Below are 24,271 nucleotides of genomic sequence, written 5' to 3' on the forward strand. Positions count from 1 at the left end.
CGTGCGACAACGCGACGAGTACGGCTCTGACAGGAGAGTTAAATGGCGTTCATCAATCCGTTCATCAAGGACGGTCAGATCAAGTTCCCGGACGGCGCCAGCATCGTCGAGCACGTCGAGCGTTGGGCCAGGGTTCGCGGCGACAAGCTGGCGTACCGCTTCCTGGACTTCTCCACCGAACGCGACGGCGTCGCCCGCGACCTGACCTGGTCGCAGTTCAGCGCCCGCAACAAGGCGGTTGCCGCCCGCCTTCAGCAGGTCACCCAAGAAGGTGACCGCGTCGCCATCCTGTGCCCGCAGAACCTCGATTACCTCGTCGCCTTCTTCGGCGCGCTCTACGCCGGCCGCATCGCGGTGCCGCTGTTCGACCCGTCCGAGCCCGGCCACGTCGGCCGCCTGCACGCGGTATTGGACAACTGCCACCCGTCAGCGGTGCTCACCACCACCGACGCCGCCGAGGGCGTCCGCAAGTTCTTCCGCAGCCGGCCGGCCAACCAGCGTCCCCGCGTCATCGCGGTCGATGCGGTGCCTGACGATGTCGCCGCCACCTGGGCTCATCCGGAGGGACCGGACGAGACCACCATCGCGTACCTGCAGTACACCTCCGGCTCGACCCGGATCCCGACCGGTGTGCAGATCACCCACCTGAACATGGCCACCAACATCGTCCAGATCGTGGAGGCGCTCGAAGGCGAGGAGGGCGACCGTGGTCTGTCCTGGCTGCCGTTCTTCCACGACATGGGTCTGGTCACGGCGCTGATCGCCCCGATGATCGGTCACTACTTCACCTTCATGACCCCGGCCGCGTTCGTGCGCCGTCCCGAGCGCTGGATCCGGGAGATGGCCCGCAAGGAAGGCGACACCGGCGGCGTCATCTCGGTGGCCCCGAACTTTGCCTTCGACCACGCCGCCGCCCGGGGTGTCCCCAAAGAAGGGGAGTCGGCGATCGATCTCTCCAACGTCAAGGCCGTGCTCAACGGCAGCGAGCCGATCTCGGCGGCCACCGTGCGCCGGTTCAACGAGGCGTTCAACCCGTTCGGCTTCCCGCCCAAGGCGATCAAGCCGTCCTACGGCCTGGCCGAAGCCACGTTGATGGTGTCGACCACGCCGGCCGCCGAAGAGCCCAAGATCATCTACGTCGACCGGGACGAGCTGAACACCGGCCGGATCGTCGAGGTCGACGGTGAGTCGCCCAAGGCGGTCGCCCAGGCCTCGGCCGGCAAGGTCGGCGTCTCGGAGTGGGCGGTCATCGTCGATGCCGAGAGCGCCACCGAGCTGCCCGACGGCCAGGTCGGCGAGATCTGGATCAGCGGCCAGAACATGGGCACCGGCTACTGGGGGAAGACGGAAGAGTCTGCCGACGTCTTCCGCAACACCCTCAAGTCGCGCACCAGCCCGTCGCATGCCGAGGGCGCTGCCGACGATGCCACCTGGGTCCGCACCGGCGACTACGGCGCCTTCTACGACGGCGACCTCTACATCACCGGCCGCGTCAAGGACCTGGTGATCATCGATGGTCGCAACCACTACCCGCAGGACCTGGAGTACTCGGCACAGGAAGCCAGCAAGGCCCTGCGAACCGGGTACGTCGCGGCCTTCTCGGTGCCGGCCAACCAGCTGCCCGACGAGGTGTTCGAGAACGCCCACGCGGGCCTGCACCGCGATGACGACGACAGCTCCGAGCAGCTGGTCATCGTCGCCGAACGCGCACCCGGCTCCCACAAGCTCGAAGTCGGCCCCATCACCGACGACATCCGGGCCGCGATCGCCGTACGGCACGGCGTGACCGTCCGCGATGTGCTGCTGACCGCGGCCGGCGCCATCCCGCGTACCTCCAGCGGCAAGATCGGCCGCCGGGCCTGCCGCTCGGCGTACCTGGACGGGACGCTGCGGTCCGGGAAGATCGCGAACGCGTTCCCGGACGAGACGGACTGATCGAAACATTCCAGCCAACCGGCCGGCTTGCGCCGTCGACGAGCTTAAAGGTGACCTGAATATGGATGAAACACAAAGCAATTCGAATCTTCCAGAGGGCACCCAGCCCGCCGGGGCACCGGCGTCGCGGCCGGACCTCACCGTCGCGGAGATGCGCGAGTGGCTGCGCAAGGCGGTGGCCAACGCCACCAGTCAGTCGCCTGACGCGATCGACGAGACCACCCCGCTGATCGAGCTGGGCCTGTCCTCGCGCGACGCGGTGGCCATGGCCAGCGACATCGAGGACCTCACCGGGGTCACGCTGACGGCGACGGTGCTGTTCCGGCACCCGACCATCGAATCGCTGGCGACGGTGATCATCGAGGGCGAGCCCGAGCCGGAGAACACCGACGACGAGGACTGGTCGCGCAGCCGCGACGTGGACGACATCGCGATCGTCGGTGTGTCCACGCGTTTCCCGGGTGACCTGAACACTCCCGACCAGATGTGGGAGGCCCTGCTCGCCGGCAAGGACTGCATCACCGACCTGCCCGAGGGCCGGTGGGAGGAGTTCCTCGCCGAGCCCCGGATCGCCGAACGAGTTGCCAAGGCCCGCACCCGCGGCGGCTACTTGTCCGACATCAAGGGTTTCGACTCCGAGTTCTTCGCACTGTCGAAGATGGAAGCCGACAACATCGACCCGCAGCAGCGCATGGCGCTGGAGCTGACTTGGGAGGCGTTGGAGCACGCCCGGATTCCCGCCTCGAGCCTGCGGGGCGGCAGCGTCGCGGTCTACATCGGCAGTTCCAACAACGATTACACCTACCTGTCGCTGGCCGACCCGACGGTCACCCACCCGTACGCCATCACCGGCAACCAGACCGCGATCATCGCCAACCGGGTGTCCTACTTCTTCGACTTCCGCGGCCCGTCGGTGTCGGTCGACACCGCGTGCTCGAGCTCGCTGGTCGCCGCGCACCAGGGTGTGCAGGCCCTGCGCTCGGGTGAGGCGGACGTGGCGCTGGTCGGCGGCGTCAACGCGCTGATCACCCCGCTGGTGACGATCGGCTTCGATGAGGTCGGCGGGGTCCTGGCGCCGGACGGCCGGATCAAGTCGTTCTCGTCGGACGCCGACGGCTATGCCCGGTCCGAGGGCGGCGGCATGCTGGTGCTCAAGCGCGTCTCCGATGCCCGCCGCGATGGCGACCAGATCCTGGCCGTCATCGCCGGCAGCGCGGTCAACCACGACGGCCGGTCCAATGGCCTGCTGGCGCCCAATCCCGATGCGCAGGAAGAGGTGTTGCGCCGGGCCTACAAGGACGCCGGGATCAACCCGCGCACCGTCGACTACATCGAGGCGCACGGTACCGGCACCATCCTGGGCGACCCGATCGAGGCCGATGCGCTGGGCCGGGTCATCGGCCGCGGCCGTGACGCCGACAAGCCCGCCCTGCTGGGCGCGGTGAAATCCAATGTGGGACACCTGGAATCGGCGGCCGGTGCAGCGAGCCTGGCCAAGATGACGCTGTCGCTGGCCAACGACAAGTTGCCCGCGTCGATCAACTATGCCGGGCCCAACCCGTACATCGACTTCGACAAGGAACACCTCAAGGTCAACGACACCGTCTCGGAGTGGCCGCGCTACAGCGGACACGCCATCGCCGGTGTGTCCGGATTCGGCTTCGGCGGCGCCAACGCGCACCTGGTGTTGCGCGAGGTGCTGCCCTCGGATCTGGTCGAGCCCGAGCCGGAGGCCGAAGCGAACAAGGATGCCGCTGCCGATGCTTCAGAAGCCAACGCCGTGTACGTCGGTGGCGTGCGGATGGACGAGTACGGCGAGTTCATCCACGATGAGCCGGAAGCCGACGAGTACCCGGCCTACGACGAGGCGACCCACGAGCTGCCCGGCCTGACCGATGAGGCCAAGCGCCTGATCGAGGCGGCCCGCGAGGAACTCGCCGCCTCCGAAGCCGCCGAGCCCGTCAAGAAGATTGTGCCGCTTGCCGTCTCGGCGTTCCTGACCTCACGCAAGAAGGTCGCCGCAGCCGAACTGGCGGACTGGATCGACAGCCCTGAGGGCCGCGAGGCCTCGCTGGAGTCCATCGGACGGTCGCTGTCGCGCCGCAACCACGGCCGCTCCCGCGCCATCGTGCTGGCCCACGATCATGACGAGGCGATCAAGGGCCTGCGGGCCGTCGCCGAGGGCAAGCAGCACCCGAGCGTGATCTCGGCCGACGGCCCGGTCACCAACGGCCCGGTGTGGGTGCTGGCCGGATTCGGTGCGCAGCATCGCAAGATGGGCAAGGAGCTGTACCTGCGCGAGCCGGTCTTCGCGGAGTGGATCAACAAGGTCGACGCCTACATCCAGGATGAGCGCGGCTATTCCGTCGTCGAGCTGATCCTCGACGACGCGATCGACTACACCAACGAGACCTGCGAATACCCCATCGAAGTGGTCCAGACGGTTATCTTCGCCATCCAGATCGCGCTCGGTGAATTCCTCAAGTCCCACGGTGCGAAACCCGGTGCGGTAGTGGGACAATCGCTCGGTGAGGCGGCTGCCGCCTACTTCTCCGGCGGCCTGAGCCTGGCCGATGCCACCCGTACCATCTGCTCGCGTGCCCACCTGATGGGTGAGGGCGAGGCGATGCTGTTCGGCGAGTACATCCGGCTGATGGCGCTGGTCGAATACTCGGCCGACGAGATCAAGACGGTGTTCGCCGACTACCCGGGCCTTGAGGTGTGCGTCTATGCCGCCCCGACCCAGACCGTCATCGGCGGCCCGCCCGAGCAGATCGACGCGATCATCGCCCGGGCCGAGGCCGAGGGCAAGTTCGCCCGCAAGCTGCAGACCAAGGGCGCCAGCCACACCCAGCAGATGGATCCGCTGCTCGGTGAACTGTCCGCCGAGATCCAGGGCATCGAACCGCATCCGCTGAGCACCGGTTACTTCTCGACCGTGCACGAGGGCAAGTTCATCCGGGCCGGCGCCGAGCCGATCCACGATGTGGAGTACTGGAAGAAGGGCCTGCGGCACAGCGTCTACTTCACCCACGGCATCCGTAATGCGGTGGACAACGGTCACACCACGTTCCTGGAGCTGGCGCCGAACCCGGTGGCACTCATGCAGGTTGGGCTGACCACGGCATCGGCCGGGCTGCACGACGCCCAGTTGATCGCGACGCTGGCCCGCAAGCAGGACGAGGTGACCTCGATGGTCACGGCCATGGCTCACCTGTTCGTCCACGGACACGACCTGGACCTGCGGACCCTGTTCCCGCGCAAGTCGACCGGCCTGGCCGGCGCGCTCGACTTCGCCAACATCCCGCCGACCCGGTTCAAGCGCAAGCAGCACTGGCTGGACGCGCACTTCACCGGCGACAGCTCCGCGGTGATGCCGGGCAACCACGTCGCCACACCGGACGGCAAGCACGTCTGGGAGTACGTGTCGAAGGGCACCGCGGATCTCGCCGCACTGGTGAAAGCCGCTGCCGCGCAGGTGCTTCCGGATGCCCGGCTGACCGCGTCGGAACAGCGTGCGGTGCCCGCCGAGGGATCGCGCCTGGTCACCACCCTGACCCGGCATCCAGGTGGCGCCTCGGTGCAGGTGCATGCCCGGCTGGATGAGTCGTTCACCCTGGTCTACGACGCGATCGTGACCCGCGGTGGTGCGGCGACCACATTGCCGACCGCGGTGGGCGCCGGTGTTGTCGCCGAACAGGTTTCGGCTGCCCCGGCCCCGGCCCTGGCCGAACCTGAGCCTGAAGACGATGCCGAGATCCTGACCGACAACCTGACCCAGGGCGCCAACCTCGGTGCGGGTTTCGCCAAGTGGTCTCCGGATTCGGGTGAGACCGTCGCGGACCGGCTTGGCACGATCGTCGGCGGCGCCATGGGCTATGAGCCCGAGGACCTGCCGTGGGAGGTGCCGCTGATCGAGCTGGGCTTGGATTCCCTGATGGCGGTGCGGATCAAGAACCGCGTCGAGTACGACTTCGATCTGCCGCCCATCCAGCTGACCGCGGTTCGCGACGCCAACCTGTACAACGTCGAGGAGCTCATCAAGTACGCGATCGAGCACCGCGACGAGGTCGATCAGATCGCCGAGTCCCAGAAGGGCAAGACGGCCGAGGAGATCGCCGCCGAGCAGTCCGAACTCCTGGGTGGTGCCTCCACGGTCGCCGAGCTCGAGGCCAAGCTGGCCGAATCGGGACATCCGTTGGCGGACAAGGCCGAGGAATCCACCGGGGTGGACCCGGTTGCCGAGGCCGCCGCCATCGAGGGCCTGGAGATCCCGCCGCCGCCGAGCGATCCGTCGGGTCCGGCCGTTCCGCCGCCGCCGTCGGATCCGTCCGGCCCGGCCGCGGCCGCGGCCAAGGTGCTCACCCAGGAGGCGGTCACCGAGGCGCTCGGCGCCGACGTGCCCCCGCGTGACGCCGCAGAGCGGGTCACCTTCGCCACGTGGGCGATCGTCACCGGCAAGTCGCCGGGCGGCATCTTCAACGAGCTGCCGTTCGTCGACGTCGAGACGGCGACGAAGCTGTCCGAGCGGCTCTCCGAGCGCGCCGAGGGCACCGTCACGGTCGATCAGGTCCGTGCCGCCAAGACCATCGAAGAGCTGTCGACGATCGTGCGCGATCAGCTCGAAGAGGGTGTGGTGGACGGATTCGTCCGGACTCTCCGGCCTCCGAAAGACACGGCAGGAGGGGCCTCGAAGGTCCCGCTGTTCGTGTTCCACCCGGCCGGCGGATCCACCGTCGTCTACGAGCCGCTGATCAAGCGCCTGCCCGCCGACACCCCGGTGTACGGCATCGAGCGGGTCGAGGGCTCCATCGAGGAGCGTGCCGCCGAGTACGTGCCCAAGCTGCTGGAGATGCACAAGGGTCCGTTCCTCCTGGCCGGCTGGTCTCTGGGCGGGGCGCTGGCCTACGCGTGTGCGATCGGCCTGAAGCAGGCCGGTGCCGATGTCCGCTTCGTCGGGCTGATCGACTGCGTGCGTCCCGGTGAGCCGATCGACCAGAGCCAGGCCGGGATGCGGGCCCGGTGGGACCGCTACGCGCGGTTCGCCGAGCGCACGTTCAACGTCGAAGTTCCGGCCATCCCGTACGAAGAGCTGGAGAAGCTCGACGACGAGGGCCAAGTGAAGTTCGTGCTGGAGGTCGTCGCGCAGAGCGGTGTGCAGATCCCCGGCGGGATCATCGAGCACCAGCGCACGTCGTACCTGGACAATCGCGCGTTGGACACCATCGAGATCCAGCCGTACGACGGTCACGTCACGCTCTACATGGCCGACCGCTACCACGATGACGCGATCGTTTTCGAGCCCGCGTACGCCACCCGGCAGCCCGACGGCGGCTGGGGCGAAGCGGCCTCGGATCTGGAGGTCGTGCACATCGGGGGCGAGCACATTCAGGCCATCGACGAGCCGTACATTGCCAAAGTGGGTGCTCACATGAGCGAGGCGATCAACCGTATCGAAGCGGAGAGCGAGAGCAAGTGACGAACAAGACCACGGCTGAACTGCTGGCCGAGCTCCGCGAAAAGCTGGAACTGGCCGCCGATCCGGGCGATGAGAAGGCCAAGGCCCGCCGCGACAAGAAGGGCATCCCGAGCGCCCGCGCCCGCATTCACGCGCTGCTCGATCCGGGCAGCTTCCTGGAGATCGGTGCGCTGGCGCGCACTCCCGGTGACCCCAACGCGCTCTTCGGGGATGGCGTCGTCACCGGTCACGGCACCATCAACGGCCGCCCGGTCGGTGTGTTCAGCCACGACCAGACGGTGTTCCAGGGTTCGGTCGGTGAGATGTTCGGCCGCAAGGTGGCCAAGCTGATGGAGTGGGTGGCCATGGTTGGCTGCCCGATCATCGGCATCAACGACTCGGCCGGTGCCCGCATCCAGGACGCGGTGACCTCACTGGCCTGGTACGCCGAACTGGGCCGCCGCCACGAGATGCTGCGTGGTCTGGTGCCGGAGATCTCGATCATCCTGGGCAAGTGCGCCGGCGGCGCGGTGTACTCGCCGATCCAGACGGATCTGCTGGTGGCGGTGCGCGATCAGGGCTACATGTTCATCACCGGACCCGACGTGATCAAGGACGTCACCGGTGAGGACGTGACTTTCGACGAACTCGGTGGTGCCGACATACAGGCCCAGCGCGGCAACATCCACAAGGTTGTCGAGGACGAGGCGGCCGCGTTCCAGTACGTGCGCGACTACCTTTCGTTCCTGCCCTCCAACCACTTCGACGACGCGCCGATCATCAACCCGGGGCTGGAGCCCGAGATCACCCCGCACGATCTGGAACTGGACTCGATCGTGCCGGATTCGGACAACATGTCCTACGACATGCACGAGATCCTGCTGCGGATCTTCGACGACGGCGACATCTTCGAGATCGCGGAGAAGCGCGGCCCGGCGATGATCACCGCGTTCGCCCGGGTGGACGGGCGTCCGGTCGGCGTGATCGCCAATCAGCCCATGCACCTGTCCGGTGTGGTGGACACGGATGCCTCCGACAAGGCCGCCAGCTTCATCCGGTTCTGCGACTCCTTCAACCTGCCTTTGGTTTTCGTCGTGGACACCCCCGGCGCCATGCCGGGCTTCGCCGAGGAGGAGAAGGGCATCATCAAGCGCGGTGGCCGGTTCTTCAACGCGATCGTCGAGGCCGACGTGCCGAAGGTGACCATCATCATCCGCAAGGCGTACGGCGGCGGGTATGCGGTGATGGGCTCCAAGCAGTTGTCCGCGGACCTGAACTTCGCCTGGCCGACTGCCCGTATCGCCGTGATCGGTGCCGAAGGCGCGGCGCAGCTGCTGGTCAAGCGGTTCCCGGATCCGACCGCACCCGAGGTGCAGAAGATCCGCGCCGACTTCATCGAGGGCTACAACCTCAACCTGGCGACGCCGTGGATCGCGGCTGAGCGCGGCTACATCGACGGCGTGATCCAGCCGCACGAGACCCGGCTGCTGCTGCGCAAGTCCCTGCATCTGTTGCGGGACAAGCAGAACATGCCGAAGGTGCAGCGCAAGCACGGCCTGACCCCGATCTAGTCCGGCCGGGCAGGCCCAGGATGTCCCAGTTTGCGGTGAGCGGCCGGCGCACAGCCTTACTCACAAGCGTGTAATTCAAAAACACCGCCTGTGATCAGGTATGACGCCGCGCTCACCGGAATCTATCCACAAGTTATCCACAGGAAGCCTGTGTTGGCTGGATGCTCGGCTGGTTAGTCTGGTGGCGAAGGGGGACCGGCTATGAGCACCGCTGTCGTCGTGGGGGGTGGGCCCAACGGGCTTGCGGCCGCCATCGTGCTGGCCCGGGCCGGCCATGAGGTCACCGTGCTCGAAGCCGCCGACGAGATCGGTGGCGGTGTGCGCTCGGGAACCGTCGACGGCGTCGTGGTGGACCATTGCGCGGCGATCCATCCGATGGCGGTGGGGTCGGCGTTTCTGACCGGCCTGGATCTCGAGCGGCACGGATTGCGTTGGCGCTGGCCGGAAATCGACTGTGCCCACCCGCTCGATGACGGCACCGCCGGCCTGCTGTACCGCAGCGTCGAGGAGACGGCGGACGGGCTGGGCGCCGACGGCGGCCGCTGGCGCGCTCTGTTCGGCGGCCCGTCGGCCCGTTTCGACGCGCTCTCGCAGGACATCATGGGCCCGTTGCTGCGGGTTCCCGCACATCCGTTGGCGCTGGCCCGGTTCGGTGCACCCACGGTGCTGCCGGCCTCGGTGCTGGCCCGGCTCTTCCGCACGCCGGCCGCCCGTGCGTTGTTCGGAGGTGTTGCCGCGCATACCTTCCGGCCGCTGCACTATCCGATGACCTCGGCGATCGGGTTGGGCATCCTGACGGCGGGGCACCGGCACGGATGGCCTGTCGCCGAAGGCGGGTCTCAGGCGATCACCGATGCGCTGGCTTCGGTGCTGGCCGGCTTGGGCGGCAAGGTACACACCGGGACACGGATCACCACGGCCTCCCAGTTGCCGCCGGCCGATATCACGATGTTCGACCTGTCACCGACCGCCGTCGCCGACATCCTGGGTAACCGGCTGCCGCGGCGGGCCGCCCGGGGTTTCCGTCGGTTCCGTTACGGCCCAGGCGCATTCAAGGTCGACTTCGCGGTGCGCGGCCCGGTGCCATGGACCAATCCGCTCGTGGGTCGGGCCGGGACGGTGCATCTGGGTGGTGACTTCGACGAGATCGCGACCACCGAACGCGAGATTCATGCCGGACGCATGCCACGCCGCCCGTTCGTTCTGGTGGGTCAGCAGTACCTGGCCGACCCGGGCCGCTCGGCCGGGGAGATCAATCCGATCTACGCGTATGCCCATGTGCCGCACGGATACACCGGTGACGCCACCGAGGCCGTCATCGCGCAGTTCGAGCGGTTCGCGCCGGGCTTCGCCGCCCGGATCGTCGGCACGGCAGTGCGCTCGACCACCGAGATGCCGCTGTACAACCTGAACTACGTCGGCGGAGATATCTGCACGGGCGCCAAGGACATCCGGCAGTTGGTGTTCGGGCCACGACCCACCCTGGTGCCCTACGACGTCGGGATCCCGGGGATGTACATCTGCTCGGCGGCTACCCCGCCGGGGCCGGGTGCCCATGGCATGTGCGGCGCCAATGCCGCGACCCGTGCGCTCGCGCATCTGCGGAGTCGTTGAATTCCGCTCGGGCCTCAGGGTTTCAGGCCTGCGATGAAGATCTGGAGCAGCCCGCCCACGGTGGATTCGAAATCGGTCACCATGGCGTTGTGTCCACCAGCCTCTGGCGCCGTCCAGGCCCAGGTCGTCCCGGTGAATGCGTGGACCGCCGCGGTCAACGATGCCACCTGCGCATCGGACATCGGAAGTGACTGTCGCAGAGCGGAACCGAGTCGCCACTGCGCATCCTGGCCCTGCGCCACTAGCGCGTCGTGGTCATCGGGCCCGAGCCGGCCGATGAGTACGGGTGAGGCCGCGATGAGATCGCACAGCACCGGGCGCGCGGCCAGGGTGTGGGCCAGTGCGGCCGCCGGAGGGGTGGTGCGTAGTTCCTCGGCCAGGGCGTCGATCCAGGCCAGGTGCTCCTCGTACATCACCCGCAGCAGCAGTGCCTCGCGTGAGCCGACGTAGCGCAGGATGCCCGACTTGGCCAGCCCGGCGGCAGCGGCGACATGACCCAACGTCAATGTCGCGGCCGGGGTCTGTGTCAAACACTCACGCGTCGCGGTCAGCAACCGGGACAACCGGTCCTGACGCTGTGCCTGACTGCGTGCGCGGGTGAACGGTGGGGCGGATTCCGGCATTCCGCGATAATAGAACACTGTTCTGTTAAAGTCGCGAACCGTGAACCGCTATGAATGCGTCGTCCGCCGCCGGAGCACCGCATCGCCCGCAACCCTGTTCGCCATCGTGTCCGACGGGTCCCGCTGGTCCGAGTGGGCCAAACCCCTGATCGCCTACTCGGCGTGGGAGACGCGGGGCCCGGCTGACGACGGCGGGGTCGGGGCGATCCGGGCCGTGGGCGTGCGCCAGAGGCCGACCCGGGAGATGACCACCATCCATGAACCGGGCCGCAGGCACGGCTACACCATGCTGACGGACGGCCCGATCCGCGACTATCAGGCCGAGGTGTCGTTCACCGCGGATGCCGACGCCACGCAGGTGACGTGGCGCGGTAGTTACGAGACCCGTTGGCGGGTGGTCGGGTTGGGCTATTGGCTCGTCCTGCGGGTGGTGCTCGGGACGCTGTCGCGCAAGCTTGTCAGTGCGGCCGAGCGGCACGGATAGCCCGCCTGACGGCCACGAGCGTGCGCAAACTGTTGCCCGTCAACGGTGTGTCGGGCAGCAGACGCGCACGCTCGCGGTGCAGAGGCCAGGGCAACGGCTACGGCTTGATGCGGATCCGCCCCGGCTTGTAAAGCCCGGAATGCGTCGCTGTGCCGAGCTCGACCTCCGCCGGAACCGCATCGACGATGGTGTCGAACCTGCGCAGCGAACCCCAGTCGCGGCCCCAGTCCTTGTTCAGATAGGTGGCCATCACATGCTGGCGCAGCAGCAGGTCACTGATGCCCAGCAGGCCGCCGTTGATGCCGTCCTCCCAAGTGTCGGTGTCCTTCATCTTGGCGTTGTAGTCCGGGGTGATCCGGAACTTCGGCACCTCGGTGACACCGTTGGCGTGCAGCATCGGCTGCTGGCACGGGAATGCCATGCCCACGGCCCAGTCCATCAGCACCGGCTGCTGTGATCCGACGTACTCCTGCACGGTCTTGACCTCGGGGACCCGGGGCGGGGTGACCGCGATCCAGTCTCCGGGGCTCAGCGACAGGTCGTCGGCGATGACCCGGACGAACGTGGCGTCGGCGGGAATCTCGCTGCGGTCGAAGCGCAGGTTGCGCCATGACGGGATCGGCCCGAGGTCATACGGCACCACCCGTCCGGCCGGCACGGCAGCGCCGTCGGGCCCGGGCCGGCCGTACTCCAGCTCGACCGTCTGGCCTTCGGTGCGGCCGTTGAAGATGCTGTTGCCGGTGATGGTTCCGGCCGCGGTGACGACCACCAGCGGGTGGGCGGCGTCAGGCGCGGGCAGTTGGTACCAGGCCGAGGCGAGCTTGCTCACCTGCTGGGCAGGGCCTGCGGCGTAGCTGCCGGCCAGCGGGACCCGGGCCGGGTCCAGCCCGTAGGGCAGCGGCACCGTCGAGCCGTTGATGCCCGGGGTGTCCAGCTTGGCGTCAGCATTCCAGTCTGCGTCGATGCCGGGCATCGGCACGGTGATCCGGATCGCTTCGGCGACGATATGGTCGGGCACACCGTTGGGGGTGAACCCGGTCGGCGCGGTGCCGCCCAGCGGCCCCAGTGGGCCGTACTCGCCCGGTACCGGGGTGAGGAACCCGTCGTTGGTGTCCGGTTCGACCAGCACGTCGTCGGCCAGACCGCAGCCGCCGGCGAACGCGCGCAGGTTCGACGATGCATTGGAGTAGGTGCCGTCCTGACGCACCACGCCGTAGAGCATCGAACCGACGAACACCACCACCATGAACCCGGCCGCGAGCGGCACCGGTGCGGTGGTCAGCGCCCGCACCAACCGGCCCTCGGCCGATGGCCGCAGGTGCAGCCAGAACGCCCACAGGGCGGTGATGGCGAACAGCGCGAAGAAGATGGCGCTCACGGTGATTCCGCCGATGTTGGGCTTGTCGTTGTTGAACGGCACGCCGTAGCTGGACACGTACCACCAGCCGTTGGTGCTGGCGAAGCACAGCGCGAGCACGAACAGCACCGCAGACGTGAAGGCCATGCGGTTGCGCGCCGAGCGCAGCACCGCCGGCCCGGCCAGCACCGTCACCACCGCGGCCATCGCGGCACCCACCGCGGCGAACAGGCCGAAGTGGTGGACCCACTTGGTCGGAGCGAACTGCAGAAAGAAGATCGTGGCGAAGATGATGCCCATCAGGCGCCATACCGGTCCGCGGGCCACACCGGGAACCCGCTTGCGCCGCAACATGATGAACAATGAGGCGAACAGGCTCAGCGCGGTGATCATGAAGCCGAACCGGCGCGACAGCGAGCCGTCCACGGTCGGCAGGATCAGGTAGTAGTAGCGCAGGTTCTCGGTGTACCACTCCTGTGCGGGCCCGATCGCGGTGCGAATTCTGGTGGCTTCCATCACCGTTGCCAATGTCTGGTCGGCGAACACCACGGTCAGGATCACTGTGCCCGCCGCGAGCAGCGGCAACACCAGCGGCCACACGCCGAGAACGCGGCGGCGGCGCACCAGGATGCGCAGCAGCGGACGGCCACCGGCCACCAGTGCGGCGACGGCGATCAGGCCGGTCGGCTGGATGCCGAGGGTGAAGGCCGCCGAGATGATCGCCATGGCGGCGGGGGTGAGCCGGCCGGAGATGATGGCCCGCTCGATGAGCACGTAGGTGATCAGTGCGCCGGTGGCGATCTGGCCTTCGGGGCGCAGTCCGTTGTTGAACGGCATCCAGGCCGCCAGCAGCACCATGCCCGCCGCCCACAGTGCGGGCCTGGACGCGATCACCGCGGGCCCGAGCCGGGGCAGCACCTCGCGAGACAGCAACAGCCAGCACACGATTCCGCATAGCAGGTCGGGTAGCCGCATCCAGATGCTGGCGTCGCTGACATGGGTCATCAGGGCCAGCAGGTTGTAGTACCAGCCGAAGGGGTCTTCGGGGCTGCCGAACCAGCGGAAGTAGTTGGACATGTAGCCGGCGTGGTCGGCCACCCGCGCCATCTGGAGCTGATAGCCGTCGTCGGACGAGTTCGCGCCGATGATGTGCCACAGCAGGAATCCGCCGACCACCACCACATCGACGGCGCTGAACGTACGCCAGCGTGACGGGATCAGGTGGTGCATCCGCCGGCCGTCGAGGCGGTCCAGCCGCCAGAGCGCCAGCACCGCGACCACGGTGGCGGCGATCCCGAGCAGCATCGCCGCCAGTTTGAGGCCGGTGGGCTTGGAGGTGAACCGGGTGTCGATCGTGGCCGAGAGGGAAAGGCCTTGCGGGGCAGGCCCGCTCAGCTCGGTGAAGACACCGACGATCTGGGGACGCAGGTTCGGGTCGGCGAAGCCGGTGCGCAGCTCCTTGCCGTCGGTTCCGGTGAGCCCGACGAACGTGGCGAAGGTGCCCGCATCCGACGAGGTGATCTCGACGTGTGAGCAGCCTGCGGCCTTCTCGCGCGGGACGCTGGCGATCACCACGTTGCGGTCGGTGATGTCGACGCGCTTGCTGTTGACGTTGACGAACAACGCGTTGAGCGCGGCCTGCCTGCCCTCCTTGGGCGCGGTACCCAGCACCATGCCGCCCTCGGGCGGCATCGAGCGGATCAGGTCACACGGCACCGTCACCGACATGGTGACCGGGGTCTGGGTGATCAGCGGTGCGGTGACGTTGTTCAGCTGGCCGCCCTGGGGCCAGTTCAGCGTGGCGGTGGTCTGCACCACCGGCAGCAGCGGTGTGGCCACCGCGCACAGGAAGCCGATCAGGCCGGCGATCATCGCGACCCAGCGGGTCAGCTGAACGTTCTTGTCAGCGCTGTGTTCGCGCAGGGTCACGCTCATGGCAGGGCCCGGATCGGTCCGGGCCGGCTGAAGCCGAACACTCGCTGAGTTCCTTGATCGATGTTGGCCACGGGCGCCTGCCCGGCCGGTACCACCGGGTCGTATTTCTCGATCGAGCCCCAGTCTCGGTACCAGTCGTCACGCAGATACGTCGGAATGGTCGACGTGCGCAGCAGCGCCTGGATGAAGAGGAAGGGACCACCCTTTTGGGCGGACTGCCACATGTTCGACGACACCACCACTTGCTTGACGTTGGGAAGGATGCGGTATTCCGGCAGCTCGGCCACGCCGAGGCGTTCGGAGAACGGGCGCTGGCAGGGGAAATTCGCGGCGGTCGCGATGTCCATCAGCACCGGGGTCTGCGAGCCGAGGAACTCACTTGCGGTCTTCAGGGTCGGCACCCGCGGCGGGGTGAAGCCGAACCACTGGTCCTCGGACAGGTTCGGATCGTCGGCGACGATCCGCGCCACGTTGGCCTCCGGCGGTGCCCAGGCCAGCGGGAAACGCAGGTTGCGCCAGGCGTATTGGGCGAACACGTCGATCGGCTGCACGGCGTCGAGGGCCTGGAAGCTGCCGTCGGGACGGTGCACGCCCCACTGCAGTTTCAGGGACTGGCCGTAGTGGAACTCGTGCTCTTCGTCGTAGTACCAGATGGCGCCGGCGGCGGCGACGGTCACCAGCGGCCGGTCCGCGGTGCGGGGCGGCAGTTGGTACCAGGCCGAGGTGGCCTTGGCGGCGACGGTGTTCTCCTTGTAGCTGCCCATCACCGGGGTACGGGCCGGGTCGAGGCCGAACGGCAGGTACACGCGGGAGCCGTTGACGCCGACGGGTCCGTAGCCGCCACCGGTGCCCGCGGCGTAGGCGATGCCGACGTTGGGCTTGTTGGGCGAGCCGTCGGAGTTGACCGTGCCGGGGTTGGCGACGACGGGCTTCGGCGGTTCGAGGGTGTCGCTGATTCCGTTGGGGGTGAAGCCGACGGGGTTCTCGCCGCCCAGCGGGCCGTACTCGCCGTAGGTCTGGCCGGGTACCGGCTGCAGCATGCCCGCGTTGGTGTCGGCCTCGACCAGAACGTCGTCGGCCATGGCGCAGCTGTTCGAGGACAGGCCCGAGGTCAGCGCCGACAGGTTGGCCTTGGCGGTGCTGTAGACGGGGTAGCGCTGGACGAAGCCCTTGGTCATCGACCCGACTTCGAGCAGCACCATGATGACCGCGACCACGAGCAGCGGCGTCGAGGCCAGGACCCGGTTGCGCCGGGTGTTGGCCACCTCGGTGTGCCCGGCGTAGTCGATGCGGAAGTGCAGCCAGCCGGCCAGCACTGCGGTGATGATCGCCAGGGCCAGGAACATGGTGGTCACCGGATAGCCGGCGATCACGGGTTGGCGGTCGAACCAGGGCACGCCGTAGTTGCCGACGTAGAACCAGCCGTTGATGCCCGAGGTGGCCCAGGCGAGCACGAACAGCAGTGCGGTGACGTAGAGGGCCAGGTTGCGTCGGCTGTGCAGGCCCACGAGGGCGAAGGCGAACGCGGTCAGTGCGCCGAGTGCGGCGGCCAACCCGGCGAAGGCACCGAACTGTACGGCCCATTTGGTCGGGGTGAAGTGCAGCAGGAGCAGGCCGATCGCGGTGGTGCCGAGCAGTCGCCAGACGGGGCCGCTGGCGATGCCGGGCACGTGACCCTTGCGCAGCAGCAGGGCGATCATGCCGAACAGGCACAGCATCATGGCCAGCACCGCGAAGCGTCGAGTGAGTGACGAGTCCACCGAATCTTCCACGGTCAGGAAGTAGTAGCGCAGGAATTCCTGGTACCAGGAGATGGTCGGGCCGACGGTGTACTTGATCCGGGCTGATTCGGCCACGGTGGCCAGGGTCTGGTCGCGGAACACGACGACGAAGATCAGCGCGGCCGAGCCGGCGAGTGCGGCCAGTGCGGGCAGGGCCAGGCGGCGCGACTTGATGATCCGGATGACGCTGCGGGCACCGACCAGCAGCGGGGCAACGGCGATGATTCCCTGCGGGGCCAGGGTCACGCTGAACGCCGCGACGATGATCGCCAGGGCGGTGGGCCAGATCCGGTGGGTGGCGATCGTATTCTCGACGAGGGCCCACACCGCGAGCACGCCGAACGCGATCAGCGGTTCGGGACGTAGGCCGTTGTTGAACGGGAACCAGGCGGCCAGGAAGACCGCACCCGCTGTCCACATGGTGACCCGGTTGAGGGCGACGCGCCGGCCGAGGCGGGGAAGCACCCAGCGGCTCAGCAGCAGCCAGGTGCCGATGCCGGCCAGGGTGGCGGGCAGGCGCATCCAGACCCCGGCCGTGCTGATCGCCGCGAACTGGGCCAGCACCGACTGGTACCAGTCGAACGGGGCCTCGGTGGCGCCGAAGTAGCGGAAGTAGTTGGCGGTGTACCCGGCGTCGGCCGACACTCGCGCGATGGTCAGGTTGTACCCGTCGTCCGACGAGATGGCGCCGATGACATGCCACAGCAGCAGGCCGCCGATGACTCCGATGTCGGCGATCCAGGTGGCAAGCGGAACCTTGATGAAGCGGTGCCAGGCGCTGCGGATCCGGTGGCTGCCCTGGCGGTCGAGCACGGCCAGCGCGATGATCGAGGCCACCACGCACACCACGCCGAGCGCCATCACGAGCAGTTTCAGGGCGGTCGGTGCGGTGATGAACCGGGTGTCGACGTCGACGCGGGCGCTCAACCCGGGTTGCGGTGCCACCTTCATGTCGGTGAACAGGCCGGCGACCTGAGGTTTCTTCTCCACCGCCGCGGTGCCGGTGGCACCGGGGATGCCGACGAAGTCCGCGCCGACCCCGCCGAGGTTCGCCCACAGGTGCAGCGCGCTGCAGCCGCCGGCGTTGATCGCCGCGCGGGGGGCGACGGCGGCCACCGAGTCGCGGAACGCCACCACCACGGTTTCGGTGTTGGCCCGCACGAACAGCCCGTTGCGGCTGGCGTCGATGCCGCCCGAGGGAATGGTGGAGAACACCAGGCCGCCCTCGGCGGGCAGCGTCGCGATCGCCGAGCACGGGATCGACACGTCGAGGGACTGTGGGGCACCCGACACCAGCGGGGCCGTCACCGCGGTGACGTTCCCCGCCGCGTCGGTGCCCTGCGGCCACTGGATGGTCGCGGTGGTCTGTTTGACGGGCAGCAGCGGCACCAGCGCGCACAGCACCACACCCGCGATGCCCGCGACGATGGCGATCAGGCGTGCGATGCCCACAACACGTTCGGTTGGCTCATCGGAAGGCACGAGGCTCGATGTTATGCGACCCGTATGTGAGCCCCGGTCCGCCCTGCCGCGTGCTCAGGAGCTGTGTCCTAGCTGTGTCGTAGCGGTGCCGGGCTCCACAGTCCGCTGCGGATCGCGGTGCCCAGGTCCAGACGGGCCGTTGTGGCGTCGGGGTACCACGGCGTCAGTCGCTGCAGTGAGCCCCAGTCCCGGAACCAGTCGTCGCGCAGATAGGTCGGCACACTCGACGGCCGCAGCAACAGTTCGGAGATGCCCAGCGGGCCGCCGCCCAGGTAGTCCATCACCGGGGAGTTGGCCTCGGCGCCGAAGCGGTCCGGCAGGATCCGCCACTTGGGTACCTCGGTGACGCCGTACTGGTGCCCGAACGGCCGCTGGCACGGGAAGGCCAGGCCCACCAGCCAGTCCAGCAGCACCGGGTCCTGTGACCCGACCACGTCCTGCAGGGTGCGCAGCTGCGGGATGCGCGGCGGGGTCACCGCGATCCAGTGCTGCGGGGCCAGGTCGTCGTCGGAGGCGACCAGGCGGATCTGGGTGGCTTCGCGGGGAATGGCTGCCATCGGGGCCCGCAGGTTGCGCCAGGCCGGGGCGGCGCCCACGTCGGCGAATCCGATGCCGCCGCCGGGCTTGTTCTCGGCGGCCTGCGCATCGGTGGCCCACTGCACCACGACCTCGCCGGGATCGAAGCGGCCCGCGGCCGAGACGACCAGCAGCGGGCCGGCCTGATCCCGGTCGGGCAGTCGGTACCACGCCGAGCGCATGATCGCGGGCTGCTGAGTGCCGGCGCGCCAGCTGCCCAGCACCGGGGTGGTGGCCGGGTCCAGCCCGTAGGGCAGCCGGGCCCGAGATCCGTTGACCCCGGCGGCGGCGGTGGTCCCACCTTCGGTGCCCACCTCGCTGCCGGTCACGGTGCCGGAGTCGGTGTCGGCGAAGTTGCCTGCGCCGGGCTGTTCCATCACCGGGTCGGCCGAGACGTCCGACGGGATGCCGTTAGGGCCGAAGCCCTGGGCGATGACCGCGCCGAGCGCCTGCCCGGGTGGCTCGCTGATCGGGGACAGAAGGCCGGCGTTCGCGTTCTCCTCGACCATCACGTCGCTGGCCAGCCCGCAGGTCTTGCCGGTGAGCGCCTCCAGATTGGAGCGTCCCACCGACCAGGCCGGGTACTGGTTGATCATCGCCAAGGTCAGCGACACCACCTCGAACATCACCAGCAGCCACGCGGCGACGGCAAGTGGTGACTGCACGATCCGCTGCCAGCGGCGCTGTGGCCCGTCCGGGGATTTGTCGCGGCCGCTGAAATGGAACCAGGCCGCCAACAGCAAGGTGAGGACCGAGAACCCGAGCAGGATGGTGGTGAAGCCGAACTTGAACTCGGGGAACGAGTTGGACCACGGCACACCGAAGTTGGAGACGTACCACCAGCCGTTGACGGTCGCGAACGACAGCGCCACGACGAACAGCACGAGTGCGGCGAACATCGACCGGTTGCGCCGCGACTTCATCGCCGCGGCCGTGACCGCCACCGCGGCCAGGGCACCGAGGGATCCGGCCAGGCCGGCGAACACACCGAAGTGGTGGGTCCACTTGGTCGGGGTGAACATCATCGCCAGGAACGAGATGATCGTGATGCCGATGATGCGCCGGCTCGGGCCCGCGGCGGTGCCGGGGATGCGGCCCTTGCGCAGCGTCATCGCCACCGACACCGCCAGCGCCACCAGCAGCGTCAGCACCGCGAAGCGCCGCGCCACCGAGCCGTCCGGGCTCGAGGTGAACAACCGCGAGTAGCGGATGTGCTCGTCGAACCAGGCCAGGCTGGGGCCGACGGCGGATTTGAACGTGCTGGCCTGCAGTTCGCCGGCCAGGGTCTGGTCGCGGAAGATCAGGATGATCGTCACCGTGCAGGCGGCCAGGATCGGGGCCAGCAGTGGCAGATGGCCGAAGCGCGAAGTATGGCGGGCCACAATGGTTTTCAGCGGTCCCACGGCGACCAGCAGGGCGCCGACGGCAGCGATGCCGGTGGGTCCGGAGAACAGGGTGAGCGCGCCGATGATGATGGCGATGGCCACCGGCAGCATGCGGTTGGTGGCCACCCCGCGTTCCACCGAGCACCAGGTCAGCAGGATGCCGAGGGCGATGATCGGCTCGGGGCGCAGGCCGTTGTTGAGCGGCAGCCAGAACGCCAGGAACATGCCGGCGGCGGTCCAGGCCGCGGCGCGGTTGGTCTTGACCGCCCGGCCCAGTCGCGGCAGCACCTCGCGGCTGATCACCCACCAGCAGGCGAGCGCCATCAGCAGGGTGGGTAGCCGCATCCAGACGCTGTTGGTGGACACATGTGCCCACAGCGCCAGCAGGTCGTAGTACCAGCCGAACGGTGCCTCGGGGGTGCCGAACCAGCGGTAGTAGTTGGCCATGTAGCCGGCGTGTTCGGACACCCGGGCCATGGTCAGGATGTAGCCGTCGTCGGAGGTGTTGGCCCCGACGAAGTGCCACCACACCAGAACTGCGGTGACCAGTCCGTCCAACGGCGTCATGGACCACCAGCGGGGCGGCAGGAAGCGCCGGTGCCGGACTCCGTCGGCGGTGTCCAGGCGGTGGAGCGCGCCCAGGGCGATGACGGTCATCGCGACGCCGATGATCATGGCCAGCAGCTTGAGCAGTGTCGGGGCGCTGCTGTAGCGCGAGTCGATCGTGGCCGAGAACTTCAGGCCCTCGGGGGTGGGGCCGGACAGGTCGGTGAAGACGCCGACGATCTGCGGCCGGAAGTCGTAGCCGCCGCGCTCGCCGCGTAGCGGCGCGGTGGGGTCGTCGGCGTTCTCGCCGGCGTCGGCCTGGGTGAGCCCGACGAACTCACCGGTCACCTTGTCGGCGTGCGCGGTGAAGGTGAGGGACTGGCAGGCCGGGCTGAGCACCGCGTCCAGTGGAGCGCTGACCACCGGGGTGTTGCGCACGATGACCAGCACGTCGTTGTTGACCCGCTCGATCAGCAGGCCGCGGTCAATGGCCTTGGGTGCCTGCTTGGGCACCGTGGACAAAAGGACGGTGCGGCCGCGGTTCTCAGGGCCGGCCAGTCCGGCGGCGGCCTGGCACGGCACGGTGATGGTGAGGTCGGTGGCGACGTACCCGATCAGTGGCGCGTTGACGCTCTGCCAGGTGCCGTCCTGCGGCCAGTTCAGTTGAGCGGTCGTCTGCTTGACCGGAAGCAGCGGAGTTGCCACCGCCATCAGTACGCCGAGCAAACCGGCGACGATCGCGATGAGCCGCACCGTCCGGTGGTTGCTGCCGGCGGTTCCCTGCGGTCCCGTCACGGGCTCTGATGCTATCGGCGCATCTGCGCCGGAATTAATGGCCATCGGGAGTTGGCTTTCTGATCGCCAGGACGAACGGTCCGATGTCGGTCACCTCGAAACGTGGATCTTTGAACAGGGCCGAGTCGAGCGCCACGTGGTAGCGGCGCACGTTCGGCTGGTTGGGGTAGACGTCGGAGGCCAGGCGCAGCGTGTAGGTGTCGTTCGCGCCGTGGCGCATCAGGAACACGGTCGGCGCCTTCCAGGGCATTTCGTCGAGTGCCTTCACGAACTGGTCGGCCTTGGTCAGCGTGGCCCAGCCCTCGATGGCCTTGGCGCGCTTGTCGAATTCGGCCAGCGGGTTGGCGTAGTGCGACGTCAGTCCCTGGAACCCGTAGTAGGGGTAGTAGGACAGGAAGCTGTAGTCCGCGGTGAGCACCACGGTCTGGTTCCGTGGCACGCCGGTGACCTCGGCGATCTTGGCATCGATCTCGCGGTAGTAGCGCTCGGCACCCGGTGCCCGGCGGTCGGCCCGCTGCCCGGTGCCGTCGGTGTCGGTGTAGGCCACGTTGATGTCGGGGCGCAGCACGTCGGGGATGTCCTGGCTGAACGTGATGGCGCCGATCGATCCCACGGCAGCCGCCGCGGCGACCACGCGCCGCGCGGTGTCCGGTTGATAGCGCCGGGCGATCGCCTGCGTCGTCTCGATGAACCCGAACGCGCCGGCGGTGGTGAGCAGCACGGTCAGGGCGGGCTGCAACCGGAAGGACAGCAGGGTGGTGCCGGCCAGCGTGGTCAGCATGGACAGCAGTGACCAGGCGTAGACGGCGAGCACCGCGATGGCCAGCGCGCCGGCCCGGGTCGAGGTGCGGGCCCGGACCACCAGCCACAGCGTGCCCAACATGCACAGCGCGCCGAGCAGGGTGAAGCTCAGCATCGGGAAGGTCAGCTGGGCGCCGGCGTCGGGCAGGTAGTGCTGGGCGGTGCCCTTCTCCGCGGGTTCACCGCGCAACGACGCCAGCAGGTACGGGGCCCAGGTGATCAGCGCGATGGCCCCGGAGATCACGGCCACGACCGCCAGGCGCAGCAACGGGTCGATGCTGCGGCGGGCGACGGCCAGCACCAGCGCCATCAGGGCCAGGGTGAACGCGCAGTAGGCCAGCAGCAGCGTGTAGAAGAGGGCGGCGAAGCCGAGGAAGATCCCGACGCCGATGACGGCGGCCCAGCCGCCGTTGCGTGTCTTGCCCCGCAATCCCGACCAGGCCAGCACGAACACCGGCGGCAGCAGCACGGTGATGATGGCCGCATACGGCTCGGTGGAGGAGTAGGCCAGCATCGCGGCGGTGCTCGCGGTGGTGACGATCAGCGCGTACTCGAACCGAATCATGGTTGCCCACAACACGAATGCGAGTGCCACGGCGATGGTGATCGAGACGATCGACCAGGGTTTGAACATCTCCCAGGCCGGAGTGCCGGTCGCCGCGGCGATGCGCCCGCCCATCCAGAACCAGCCGGCCGGGTAGTACGGCGGGAGCCCGAAGTACGTCATGTCGTGCAGGCCGGGGGTGTCGGCCAGCCGGGTCAGGTACTCGGTGCGGAACTGCTGGTCGACCGAGACGCCGAACAGGTACAGCTTGGTCGCGCCCAGCGGCATCGCGAGGGTGACCACCGAGAACGCCGACAGGAAGATCAGCGCGGCCAGCCGGGCCAGGGTGCGCCGGCCCCGGCGCCAGATCAGACCGGCGGCGAAGATTCCGGCCAGGGCGCCCACCTGACCCACCGTGGTGAGCGCGTGCAGCTGGTTGGAGGTGTTGTAGGCCGGCCATTGAACCTGCGCGATCGCGGCGATCGACACCCCGGCCACCGCCGAGGCGAGCATCAGGGCGATCACCATCTGTCCGATGACCCTGGCCGGACGCGCCTGCATCAGATGGGAAGCTTGCGGAAGATGGGCCGCGGGATGTGCCGCAGAACCATCATCACGTAGCGGAACGCGCCCGGCGCCCAGACCAGTTCCTTGCCCTTGGCCGACGCGGTGACGGCCAGATCGGCGACGTATTCCTTGTCGACGGTCAGCGGGGCTTCCTTGACGTGCGCGCTCATCCGGGTGCGCACCTGTCCGGGCCGGATCACCAGCACCCGCACACCGAACTCGCGCAGTGCCTCGCCGAGGCCGAGGTAGAAGCCGTCGAGTCCGGCCTTGGTGGAGCCGTAGACGAAGTTGGACCGGCGCACCCGCTCACCGGCGGCCGAGCTCATCGCGATGATCTGGCCGTAGCCCTGGGCCCGCATCTTCTCGCCGACCAGGACACCGACGGAAACGGCTGCGGTGTAATTGATTTCGGCGATCTGCACGGCCTTGCGCTGGTTCTGCCACAGCTCTTCGGCGTCGCCGAGCAGGCCGAACGCGACAATCGCCACGTCCACATCGCCGGCGGCGAACGCCTTGTCGATCACGTCGGGGTGGCTGGCGGTGTCCACCGCGTCGAAGTCGATGACCTCCACCGAACTGGCCCCGGCATTGCGCAGCTGCGCCACCGCGTCGTCGCGGCCCGGATCGCCCGGCAGGGCGGCCAGCACGATGCGGGCAGAGGCGTCGCGCAGATAGCGCTCACAGATCGCCAGCCCGATCTCTGAAGTGCCGCCGAGCAGCAGAATCGTCTGGGGGTTACCTACGGCGTCGAACACCATCTAGCGCAGCTCCAAGCCTCGGGGGACATCGTGACGAGGGTACCGTGCGGTTTCCCCTG

The 24,271-nt window shown here is 68.4% G+C and carries 11 protein-coding genes; 5 read left to right on the forward strand and 6 right to left on the reverse strand.

Going from position 1 to position 24,271, the window contains the following annotated elements; all coding sequences use genetic code 11:
* Window positions 1-42 precede the first annotated feature (42 nt).
* The 4 genes from fadD32 (at window position 43) to BN2156_RS22115 (ending at window position 10,578) form a co-directional block, all read left to right on the forward strand.
* Entirely contained in the window at window positions 43-1,935 is a 1,893-nt protein-coding gene (gene fadD32 / locus BN2156_RS22100; protein ID WP_090517030.1) for a long-chain-fatty-acid--AMP ligase FadD32, read from the forward strand.
* Between the two features lie 61 nt (window positions 1,936-1,996).
* Complete coding sequence (gene pks13 / locus BN2156_RS22105) at window positions 1,997-7,414, forward strand: polyketide synthase Pks13 (protein ID WP_162490914.1); 5,418 nt, start codon at window positions 1,997-1,999, stop codon at window positions 7,412-7,414.
* Window positions 7,411-8,964: an acyl-CoA carboxylase subunit beta gene (locus BN2156_RS22110; RefSeq protein WP_090517031.1), complete on the forward strand. Its 1,554-nt coding sequence runs from the start codon at window positions 7,411-7,413 to the stop codon at window positions 8,962-8,964. Before pks13 ends, BN2156_RS22110 begins: the two co-directional genes overlap by 4 nt.
* Window positions 8,965-9,165: 201 nt before the next feature.
* Window positions 9,166-10,578 (forward strand): phytoene desaturase family protein, encoded by a 1,413-nt coding sequence (locus BN2156_RS22115; protein WP_090517032.1) that lies wholly within the window; start codon window positions 9,166-9,168, stop codon window positions 10,576-10,578.
* A gap of 14 nt (window positions 10,579-10,592) precedes the next feature.
* Here the strand turns inward: BN2156_RS22115 and BN2156_RS22120 are convergent, their stop codons facing one another.
* Window positions 10,593-11,201, reverse strand: coding sequence for a TetR/AcrR family transcriptional regulator (locus BN2156_RS22120; protein ID WP_090517033.1), 609 nt, complete (start codon window positions 11,199-11,201; stop codon window positions 10,593-10,595).
* Between the two features lie 40 nt (window positions 11,202-11,241).
* Here BN2156_RS22120 and BN2156_RS22125 point away from each other — a divergent pair, with 40 nt between their 5' ends.
* Window positions 11,242-11,685 (forward strand): SRPBCC family protein, encoded by a 444-nt coding sequence (locus BN2156_RS22125; protein ID WP_159402860.1) that lies wholly within the window; start codon window positions 11,242-11,244, stop codon window positions 11,683-11,685.
* A 97-nt stretch (window positions 11,686-11,782) separates the two neighbouring features.
* On the opposite strand, the gene BN2156_RS22130 is transcribed toward BN2156_RS22125, so the two are convergent.
* From BN2156_RS22130 to BN2156_RS22150, 5 genes are all read right to left on the reverse strand, one after another.
* Complete coding sequence (locus BN2156_RS22130; protein WP_090517035.1) at window positions 11,783-14,977, reverse strand: arabinosyltransferase domain-containing protein; 3,195 nt, start codon at window positions 14,975-14,977, stop codon at window positions 11,783-11,785.
* Complete coding sequence (locus BN2156_RS22135; protein WP_235625439.1) at window positions 14,974-18,240, reverse strand: arabinosyltransferase domain-containing protein; 3,267 nt, start codon at window positions 18,238-18,240, stop codon at window positions 14,974-14,976. Before BN2156_RS22135 ends, BN2156_RS22130 begins: the two co-directional genes overlap by 4 nt.
* A 68-nt stretch (window positions 18,241-18,308) precedes the next feature.
* A complete protein-coding gene (locus BN2156_RS22140) occupies window positions 18,309-21,587 on the reverse strand; it encodes an arabinosyltransferase domain-containing protein (protein WP_407661738.1) in 3,279 nt (1,092 codons plus the stop codon).
* Window positions 21,577-23,448 (reverse strand): galactan 5-O-arabinofuranosyltransferase, encoded by a 1,872-nt coding sequence (locus tag BN2156_RS22145; RefSeq protein WP_090517038.1) that lies wholly within the window; start codon window positions 23,446-23,448, stop codon window positions 21,577-21,579. Before BN2156_RS22145 ends, BN2156_RS22140 begins: the two co-directional genes overlap by 11 nt.
* Entirely contained in the window at window positions 23,448-24,212 is a 765-nt protein-coding gene (locus BN2156_RS22150) for a decaprenylphospho-beta-D-erythro-pentofuranosid-2-ulose 2-reductase (RefSeq protein WP_090517039.1), read from the reverse strand. Before BN2156_RS22150 ends, BN2156_RS22145 begins: the two co-directional genes overlap by 1 nt.
* Between the last annotated feature and the right edge of the window lie 59 nt (window positions 24,213-24,271).

This window comes from Mycolicibacterium neworleansense (genome assembly GCF_001245615.1).
Classification (GTDB): domain Bacteria; phylum Actinomycetota; class Actinomycetes; order Mycobacteriales; family Mycobacteriaceae; genus Mycobacterium; species Mycobacterium neworleansense.

What these genes read in the sequence shown, in the direction of transcription:
- fadD32 (WP_090517030.1), top strand. Translation starts at nt 43, where the DNA reads ATGGCGTTCATCAATCCGTTCATCAAGGACGGTCAGATCAAGTTCCCG.
- pks13 (WP_162490914.1), top strand. Translation starts at nt 1,997, where the DNA reads ATGGATGAAACACAAAGCAATTCGAATCTTCCAGAGGGCACCCAGCCC.
- BN2156_RS22115 (WP_090517032.1), top strand. Translation starts at nt 9,166, where the DNA reads ATGAGCACCGCTGTCGTCGTGGGGGGTGGGCCCAACGGGCTTGCGGCC.
- BN2156_RS22120 (WP_090517033.1), bottom strand. Translation starts at nt 11,201, where the DNA reads ATGCCGGAATCCGCCCCACCGTTCACCCGCGCACGCAGTCAGGCACAG.
- BN2156_RS22130 (WP_090517035.1), bottom strand. Translation starts at nt 14,977, where the DNA reads ATGAGCGTGACCCTGCGCGAACACAGCGCTGACAAGAACGTTCAGCTG.
- BN2156_RS22140 (WP_407661738.1), bottom strand. Translation starts at nt 21,587, where the DNA reads ATGGCCATTAATTCCGGCGCAGATGCGCCGATAGCATCAGAGCCCGTG.
- BN2156_RS22145 (WP_090517038.1), bottom strand. Translation starts at nt 23,448, where the DNA reads ATGCAGGCGCGTCCGGCCAGGGTCATCGGACAGATGGTGATCGCCCTG.
- BN2156_RS22150 (WP_090517039.1), bottom strand. Translation starts at nt 24,212, where the DNA reads ATGGTGTTCGACGCCGTAGGTAACCCCCAGACGATTCTGCTGCTCGGC.